7 protein-coding genes are annotated in these 9,183 nt (G+C 42.0%); 3 read left to right on the top strand and 4 right to left on the bottom strand.

The window, feature by feature from the left end; genetic code table 11:
• Nucleotides 1-401: 401 nt before the first annotated feature.
• On the top strand, nucleotides 402-1,058 hold the full coding sequence (locus HMPREF2780_RS06980; RefSeq protein ID WP_060970182.1) for a CBS domain-containing protein: 657 nt from the start codon (nucleotides 402-404) through the stop codon (nucleotides 1,056-1,058).
• Nucleotides 1,059-1,120: 62 nt separating this feature from the next.
• On the opposite strand, the gene HMPREF2780_RS06975 is transcribed toward HMPREF2780_RS06980, so the two are convergent.
• From HMPREF2780_RS06975 to HMPREF2780_RS06960, 4 genes are read right to left on the bottom strand one after another with little or no spacing between them, the layout of a single operon-like run.
• On the bottom strand, nucleotides 1,121-2,356 hold the full coding sequence (locus tag HMPREF2780_RS06975) for an aminoacyltransferase (RefSeq protein WP_060970183.1): 1,236 nt from the start codon (nucleotides 2,354-2,356) through the stop codon (nucleotides 1,121-1,123).
• A 14-nt stretch (nucleotides 2,357-2,370) separates the two neighbouring features.
• Complete coding sequence (locus HMPREF2780_RS06970) at nucleotides 2,371-3,585, bottom strand: aminoacyltransferase (RefSeq protein WP_061595992.1); 1,215 nt, start codon at nucleotides 3,583-3,585, stop codon at nucleotides 2,371-2,373.
• Entirely contained in the window at nucleotides 3,585-4,394 is an 810-nt protein-coding gene (yidA, locus tag HMPREF2780_RS06965) for a sugar-phosphatase (protein WP_105026400.1), read from the bottom strand. The genes HMPREF2780_RS06970 and yidA overlap by 1 nt, the downstream gene beginning before the upstream one ends.
• Nucleotide 4,395: 1 nt before the next feature.
• Nucleotides 4,396-5,697 (bottom strand): HD domain-containing protein, encoded by a 1,302-nt coding sequence (locus HMPREF2780_RS06960; RefSeq protein WP_045503982.1) that lies wholly within the window; start codon nucleotides 5,695-5,697, stop codon nucleotides 4,396-4,398.
• Nucleotides 5,698-5,801: 104 nt separating this feature from the next.
• Between HMPREF2780_RS06960 and HMPREF2780_RS06955 the strand changes: the two genes are divergently transcribed.
• Nucleotides 5,802-6,188 (top strand): YwiB family protein, encoded by a 387-nt coding sequence (locus HMPREF2780_RS06955; RefSeq protein ID WP_082307448.1) that lies wholly within the window; start codon nucleotides 5,802-5,804, stop codon nucleotides 6,186-6,188.
• Between the two features lie 220 nt (nucleotides 6,189-6,408).
• Nucleotides 6,409-9,105, top strand: a complete 2,697-nt coding sequence (locus HMPREF2780_RS06950; RefSeq protein ID WP_105026399.1) for a cation-translocating P-type ATPase — start codon at nucleotides 6,409-6,411, stop codon at nucleotides 9,103-9,105.
• Nucleotides 9,106-9,183: the final 78 nt, after the last annotated feature.

The raw sequence follows: 9,183 nt of genomic DNA, 5'->3' as shown, positions 1-9,183 counted from the left end.
AGTTTTCGTCAAGATACTCGGTGGATTGTTTCAGGTTGAAGATCTCGGTTGTTAGGATAGAAATGACAGTATATCTTTCATATTCTGCTTTTTATTAATTAGATTTGAATAAGTAGGAGAAATCACAAAACTTTAAGGGACTCTAATACATTAGAAGAGGTATGTTAGTTATAAGATTATTCATAATAGAAAACATGATTTTAATAGGATAAGTGATAGCTTAACAGGATAATTTTTAGAAAGTCGATCATTCTCCAGTAGATTTTCGTTGAGTATCTCAAATTTTGCCAATAGCTGGATTTTTCTTAATTTTGAAAAAGTAAGAAAAATGATGAAAGCGTTTGAAATTGCGAAAAAAAAACAGTATAATAAAAGAAAGAAAAAATAGAGGAGAGACTCTTATGGCAGTAAAAGATTTTATGACGCGCAAAGTCGTTTATATTAGTCCTGATACGACGGTTGCTCACGCAGCAGATATTATGCGGGAGCAAGGTTTGCACAGATTGCCAGTTATTGAAAATGATAAATTGGTTGGTCTTGTGACAGAAGGGACAATTGCTGAAGCTAGCCCATCTAAAGCAACTAGTCTATCCATTTATGAGATGAACTACCTCCTCAACAAAACAAAGATTAAGGATGTCATGATTCGAAAGGTCATCACGGTATCCCAATATGCCAGTCTAGAAGATGCGATTTACCTGATGTTGAAAAATAAAGTCGGCATTCTTCCAGTCGTGGACAATGAGCAAGTTTATGGTGTGATAACGGATCGAGATATCTTTAAAGCCTTTTTAGAAGTATCTGGTTACGGAGAAGAAGGAGTTCGAGCGCGCTTTGTTACTGAAGATGAAGTCGGTGTTTTGGAACATATTGTTCGCTTATTGGTGGAAGAAAACCTGAACATTTCAAATACAGTTAATATACCGAGAAAAGATGGTAAAGTTGTCATTGAAGTTCAAATTGATGGCAAGGTGGATTTAGAATCGCTCAAGAAAAAATTTGAAGACAATCAGATTCATGTGGATAGCATCGTTCATACAGAAGCGAAAGCCTTATAAAATATACAAAAGGACTGGGAATCATGTTCCCGGTCCTTTTGTATATTTTAGATTTACGCATCTTAACGTCTTAAAATTTTCTTTATGAGCTGAATGATTTTAAATTTAAGAGGGTTAGGATAATAACGGAAAGTTCCCATTTTTCGGACGATGAAGCCGTTGAAGTTCTGCTTGAAGCGCAGAACTCCATCAGAACCATCGAAAATTCCCATAATGCCGAGGAAATTATAAAATGGAATGCCTCGCTTGATGCTTTCAGTCATAACGTATTCCTGCAGCAGAGCAGGAGCGTAGAATTTGTTAAACTCAGGATAAGAGCCGCTGAAGAGATAGGTCGCTTCCTGAGGGGTGTAGATAAATAGGCTGGCAGCCAGAACTTGGTCTTTGTCACCGTATTTGTCAATCAGATCTTGAGCCTCTGCTTTACGGGTTTCAAAGCTGTCAAACTGACTGGAAAGCTCTCGCAACTGGTTTTGCTTCTTTTCAGATTGAGGATTGTTTTCCAAGTCAGCCTGTAGTTTCTGGATTTTCTGGCCCAGTTTCTCTTGGTCTTTTTGTAAGTTCTGAAGATAGTCCTTGAAGTTAAGGCTGGCTACCATAAAGTCCGCCTGCTGTCCAAAGCTATCATAAAAATCTTGATAGTAGTCTAGTGGCTTGTCGTCATATTCCCGTCGGTCAGAAGTGGTAGCTGTGATGTCTTTAAAAATGCTGAGTTGGTCACGTTCCAGCCTTGTTAGCTTGATACCAAAGGTGTTAGCCTTTTTGACGGTCGCCTTGCCGTTTTTACTGAAGGACTTGAGCAAGTCTTTCTCCGTCAGACCAGCTAGGTCTTTGACATAATGCCAATCAGGCTCCCCGCCTGGATAGCCTGTCTGCAGGCCGTCAAAGTCAAAGCCCAAATCAGTCAGTTGCTGGATAAGCTCGACCTTTTCATCAGATGTGGGCTGGCCATTGCTGTCAAAGGTCTGATAAGTCTCGTAGGGCTTGATGATGAGCTCTAGGGCACCTTCTTTTTTAGCATAGGCTTGCAAAGCTTGATAGAAAGGAGGCAGGTATTGAGCGTCAGTAGAGACAGGACCGCAGTTGATTTCCATATGAAGGCCACCAGTCATAGGCATGCTGTAGAGGACAGCTGACACCACTACCTGTCCCTGTGGGTCAGTGTAGCCGACATACTGGGTGCTGAAGCCCCTCTTGCTCAGTAGCTCTGCCATTTCCACGGTCTGCATAAAAGAGCGTTGGGAGCTAGCTGAGGTATGCTGGATGAATTCTTCTTGACTGAGAAGTTTAAAGGTCATAGGCTTCCTTTCTTTTAATGCTTGCTACGCAGTTTCTTTCTGATAGTGTAGGCCAGATTGGAGAGGTGGTAAAGAGGATTGGTTGGCAGGTTAAACTCACCAGCAAATTCCTCAATGGTCGGATTGAACTTGGATTTAAAGCTGTAGAGACCGCCCTTAAGATCGTTTTCGATTCCACCCATATTTTGCCAATCTGCTCCGCGCTCAAAAGCATGTTTGGCTGTTTCGTACCAAGTGATGATGGCAGGCTGATAACGACGGTATTCCTCGTCCATTCCGGCATAGATATTTTCAGAGGTTTTGCCGTATTCCAAGACCAGTGTACCAGACAGGGGAACGACAGTAGCACCTTGGCTAATTTTGTCCTGCAGAAAGTCAATCTCTTCTTGGAGGCGTTTCTGTTCTTGCTGGTTATTCTCAATCTTGCCAGGCTTGGTTTTCTCGGTAAATTTCTCTGCTTCCTTGAGTGTCTTGGTCAGCTGAGCCTGCAAGTCTTCCAATCGTGCCTTTAGATCAATACTGGACAAGGTGATGTAGGAGTGGTCAGGATAAGTATCCAAGAGTTTTTGATAATAGTTTTTGCCACGCAGGTGGATGTTTTTTCTGTTTTCTGTCTTTTTCATCAGGGCTGAAAAGTCATCCAGTAATTCTGCTCCGCCAAATTGGATTTGAATACCTTTGTTACGGGCTGTACGAATAGCCTGGCGAGTACTTTTAGAAAGCAAATCCTCACTGAAATCTTCTTTATGGATGTTAGCCTGCAAGCGAGGCTGGATGGTTTCGTCCAGAGACTCAGTCCGTCCGACCCAGACAGCTCCAGCATGCTGCAGCTCTTGAATCAGCTTTACCGTCTCGGCTTTGTCTTGCAATTCGCCACCCATCTTGCTTTCTGCCAGAAAGAGGCTAGGGTCAAACTTGACAAAGAGCGCTTTTTTCTCCTTGGCAAATTTCTTGAGCGACGCCAAAACAAAGGTCAGCAGCTCCTTGTCACCATAGTCCATGATGGGACCCCGAGGGATATAAAGCATGGTCATTCCCAAGGGCAGTGGTTTGATCAGGACACTGGCTACAGCAACCAAGTGGTCGTCTTTATAGAAGCCCAAGCGCTCATTAGCCCAGTTATCTTTGATCTGAGCCCAGGCTGAACTCTGCAGGAGATTGGCCTGGGGATGAGCCGTGACAAAATCGTCGTGTTCTTGAGCTGAAATTCCAATTTTGTAACTAAACATTATTTTAAAACCCACTCTCTAATGGCGTATGCTACGCCGGATTCGTCGTTTGATTTGGTGATGTATTTGGCGATTTTCTTGAGTTCTTCCTTGCCGTTTTCCATGACAACAGGAGAGCCGACAGCTTCTAGCATGGCGCGGTCGTTTTCTTCATCGCCGATTGCCATAGTTTGCCCTTTGTTTAAGCCAAGTTTTTCAGCCAGATGCAGGACAGCAGCCCCTTTATTGACAGTCTTTTTGACAATTTCCAGATAGAAAGGAGCTGACTTAACCAGTGTATATTTTTCGGCTAATTCCGGTGGTAGCTTAGCAATGGCTGCATCCAGAATTTCTGGCTCATCAATATACATACATTTGACGATTTCTTTATCAGCCATTTCTTCAGGCGTACGATAGAAGATCGGCATGCTGACCAGATTGGACTCGTAAACAGTGTACTTGCCGATGTTGCGATTGGCTGTATAAATGCCGTCCTTGGTGATGGCATGCATGTGGACACCTAATTTTCGCCCGAGCAGTTCGATATCCAGATAGTCGTCATAGGTCAGTGTTTCTTTGATTAATTCTTGACCTGTAACAGTATCCTGCACCAGTCCGCCGTTGAAGGTAACGACATAGTTATCTGGTTGATTAAGCTCTAGTTCCTCGAGGAGTCTTTGAACGCCACCAATAGGACGACCGGTTGCAATGACAATTTTGACTCCAGCAGCTTTGGCATCCTGGATAGCAGAAAAGACTTCTGGTGTGATTTCTTTTTTGCTGTTTAACAAGGTGCCATCAATATCGATGGCGACTAGTTTAATGGACATCTTATTCTCCGTAAATAAAAGTATCGTTTTTCATATAGCTTAGAAAAGCTTGGCTATTTTCATTGAACAAACCAGCATCTGTCAGCATTTCTTTAGGAAAATAGAAACGGTTGTCCCCTTGACGTGTACCCGTAAGAGACTGGACAATTGGGGAAAGGCTAGACAGTTCAGCTAAACTACCGTCTTTTTGAATGATTTCAATCTGAGTACGTGGCTTTTCAACGTCTGGACGATAAAAATCATAAGGAAGGTCAAAATTACGGTGAATAGCGGTGTAATAATCAGGTTCAAAACCAACTTGTTTGACGAGTTGCCGTAGGACATCCAGATGTTTTTCATTTTCCTCTGAGAAAATCATGGATTTAAAAACTTTTCGGTTGACATATCGCTGAGCAAGGTCAGATAAGATGGTGTCAGGGCTGGTCATCCAGCTTTGGAAGTAGGTATTCATGACTCCATCATCCAAAGCTAAATAGTCTTGCAAACTAAATCTCTTTTCAAAGAAAGGTAGTAAATTGGGTGAAGTCAATTTGAAGAAATCCTTCTGATCTTCGTAAAGGAATTTGGCTCTTTTTAGTAAGTTTTGCAACAAAACTTCCATGGCTCGACTAGCTGGATGGAAATAAACCTGCATGTACATCTGATAACGACTGACCACATAATCCTCCACGGCATGCATACCATTACGTTGAAAAGCAATTCCGTTCTCAACTGGTCGTATAACCCGTAAAATTCTTGTCAAGTCAAATTGACCATAAGAAGCGCCGGTATAAAAGGAGTCCCGTAAGAGATAGTCCATCCGGTCCACATCAATCTGACTGGAAATCAGCTGGACCACTTGCTTGTTAGGATAGGTGTGGTTAATGACGCTGGCCACTTTTTCAGGAAAATCTGGTGAAACCTGAGTCAATACACGATTAATCTCGGTTTCAGGACTTGTGATAATCTGGCGTGTGATTTCTTCATGATCGGTATCAAATAAACGCTCAAAGCTATGAGAGTAGGCTCCGTGTCCTACATCGTGTAAAAGAGCGGTGACCATTACCAAAAGAGACTCGTGATTGTCCCAGGTTTGAAGATATTTCTCATCGAAGATTTTGGTAATCCGTCGAGCGATTTCATAGGCCCCCAGACAATGCGAAAAACGGCTATGCTCACCACCATGGAAAGTGTAACCAGATGTTCCCAGTTGCTTGATGCGGCGTAGTCGTTGAAATTCTTTAGTATTAATTAAGTCGTAAATAACTTGGTGGTCCACATGGATATAGGTGTGAACTGGATCACGAAATACTTTTTCAATCATGCTTCTATTATAACACAAATGGCTTTGTAGAGAGTAGAAGAAGAAAAAACCGATAAAATTTGTTAAAATAGAAAGGAAAAAGACTAGATTGAGAGATAAAACTTATGAAGATTCGGATGAAAAACCAGATTCAATTAGATGGTCAGACAGAATTAATTGATCAAATTTACGATGCTGAATGGACTCAAAAAGGTAATCATCATTACTTACTGTTTAAAAACGAGGAAGACGAGAAAGTGGTGCTTAAATTTCATGATACGGAATTGACCATGACCCGCTTTTCTAATCCTAAAACTCTGATGCGGTTCATCAAAGATGACAGAGCCTTGGTTGGGGTGCCTACTCCTATGGGGATGCAGACCTTGATGACGGATACTCAACGATATTATCTGGATCTAGATAAGCAAATCATTTGTCTAGATTACCAGCTTAAAACACCTGATGGAGAACGATTATTTGCTGATTACCAGATGGAGATTTCTTGGTTGTAAAAAATGTGAAATTTTTTCAAAGAAGCTAGAAGATTTTCTTGCGAAAAAAGAGAAATTTTGATACAATGATAAACAACTCAAGGGAGTAGCTAACGGAATAACCGTTACATGGTCGTCAATACGAAAGCAATTTCCGGCCTTGTATGAAATAGCGAGACTTGTTTAATAAACAGGTCTCTTTTTCTATTTTAAAGAGACCCTATAAAAAGGAGGAGACAATTTGTCTAAAGAACAGAAACGTCAGGCTTTCTATACTCAGGATCAAGACTTAGTCTTGCAAGAGATGGAGACGTCTAAAGAGGGATTGACCAGCAGTGAGGTTGCAAAACGCTTATCTGAATATGGTCGCAATGAATTGGATGAGGGTGAAAAGAAATCTCTCCTCGTGAAATTTATCGAGCAGTTCAAGGATTTGATGATTATTATCTTGCTAGTAGCTGCTGTTCTTTCAGTTGTTACATCTGGTGGAGAAGATATTGCGGATGCCATTATTATCCTGGCCGTTGTTATCATCAACGCTGCTTTTGGTGTCTACCAAGAAGGTAAGGCTGAGGAAGCTATTGAAGCCCTCAAATCTATGTCTAGTCCAGCAGCGCGTGTTCTTCGTGATGGACATGTAGCCGAAGTGGATTCAAAAGAACTGGTCCCTGGTGATATTGTCATTTTGGAAGCTGGAGATGTTGTTCCTGCGGATTTGCGACTCTTTGAAGCCAATTCTCTTAAAATCGAGGAAGCTGCACTGACAGGTGAATCCGTTCCTGTTGAAAAAGACTTGTCTGTAGAACTTGCTGAAGATGCTGGTATCGGTGATCGTGTCAATATGGCCTTCCAAAACTCTAACGTCACTTATGGACGCGGGATTGGTGTGGTCGTAAACACTGGTATGTATACTGAAGTAGGTCATATCGCAGGTATGCTACAAAATGCTGACGAGACTGATACCCCACTCAAACAAAATCTAAATAACCTTTCTAAAGTTTTGACCTACGCTATCTTGGTGATTGCAGCGGTGACTTTTGTAGTCGGTGTCTTCATTCAAGGGAAAAATCCACTGGGTGAATTGATGACGTCTGTTGCGCTTGCTGTTGCAGCCATTCCTGAAGGGCTTCCTGCTATCGTAACCATCGTTCTTGCCCTCGGTACTCAAGTTCTAGCTAAGCGAAATTCGATTGTACGTAAGCTACCAGCAGTAGAAACACTTGGTTCAACAGAAATTATTGCTTCTGATAAGACTGGTACTCTTACTATGAATAAGATGACGGTTGAAAAAGTCTTCTACGATGCAGTTCTACATGACTCAGCTGATGAGATTGAACTGGGCTTGGATATGCCTCTTCTTCGTTCAGTTGTTTTGGCCAATGATACCAAGATTGACCAGGAAGGGAAGCTAATTGGTGACCCAACAGAAACAGCTTTTATCCAATATGCTCTGGACAAGGGCTATGATGTGAAGGCCTTCTTAGAGAAATATCCTCGTGTGGCTGAGTTGCCATTTGACTCTGACCGCAAGCTCATGTCAACAGTTCACCCGTTGCCAGATGGCAAATTCCTTGTGGCAGTAAAGGGTGCTCCAGATCAACTCTTGAAACGCTGTGTTACCCGTGATAAGGCTGGAGATGTTGCAGCGATTGATGATGCAACTTCGCATCTGATTAAGTCTAACAACTCAGAAATGGCTCACCAAGCTTTGCGTGTGCTGGCTGGTGCCTACAAGATTATTGACAGTATTCCAGAAAACTTAACTTCTGAAGTACTTGAAAACAATTTGATTTTCACTGGTTTGATTGGGATGATTGACCCTGAGCGTACAGAGGCAGCAGAAGCGGTTCGCGTGGCTAAGGAAGCGGGAATCCGTCCAATCATGATCACTGGTGACCACCAAGACACAGCAGAAGCGATTGCCAAACGTTTGGGAATCATTGATGAAAATGATTCTGAAGACCATGTCTTGACAGGTGCTGAGCTCAACGAACTTTCAGATGAAGAATTCGAAAAAGTAGTTGGCCAATACTCTGTTTATGCGCGTGTATCTCCAGAACACAAGGTTCGTATCGTCAAAGCTTGGCAAAATCAAGGTAAGGTTGTTGCTATGACAGGTGATGGTGTCAACGACGCTCCTGCTCTGAAGACAGCGGATATTGGTATCGGTATGGGGATTACAGGTACAGAAGTATCTAAGGGTGCCTCTGATATGATCCTAGCTGACGATAACTTTGCTACTATTATTGTTGCCGTAGAGGAAGGGCGCAAGGTCTTCTCAAACATTCAAAAGACCATTCAATACCTTCTTTCTGCCAATACTGCTGAAGTCCTGACAATTTTCTTGGCAACTCTCTTTGGATGGGATGTCTTGAAGCCAGTTCACTTGCTTTGGATTAACTTGGTAACAGATACCTTCCCAGCAATCGCTCTTGGTGTTGAGCCAGCTGAGCCTGGTGTCATGTCTCATAAACCACGTGGGCGCAAGTCAAGTTTCTTCTCAGGTGGTGTCTTGAGTTCTATCATTTATCAAGGTGTCTTACAAGGAGCATTGGTTCTGTCTGTTTATGGTTATGCCATTGCGAATCCAGTTCATGCGGGAGATCATATAGCTATTCACGCAGATGCGCTTACAATGGCCTTTGCAACTCTTGGATTGATTCAGCTCTTCCATGCTTATAATGTAAAATCTGTTTACCAGTCTATTTTGACAGTTGGTCCATTCAAATCTAAAACTTTTAACTGGTCAATCTTGGTATCCTTCATTTTACTAGCAGCAACGATTGTTATCGATCCATTAGAAAGCATCTTCCATGTAACCAAGCTTGACTTATCACAATGGGCGGTTGTTCTCTTGGGCAGCTTCTCTATGATTATCATTGTAGAAATTGTTAAGTTTGTTCAACGTAAAATGGGATTAGATAAAAACGCGATTTAAAACTTGCTTTAATAATAAATATCATTGAGGGGGAATCGGAAAGGTTCCCTCTCTTTACATTGTATTTTGTTGCAATAT

The sequence above is a fragment of the Streptococcus sp. HMSC062B01 genome (genome assembly GCF_001811085.1).
GTDB classification, from domain to species: Bacteria; Bacillota; Bacilli; order Lactobacillales; family Streptococcaceae; genus Streptococcus; species Streptococcus gordonii.
This window is presented reverse-complemented; position numbering and strand designations above follow the sequence as displayed.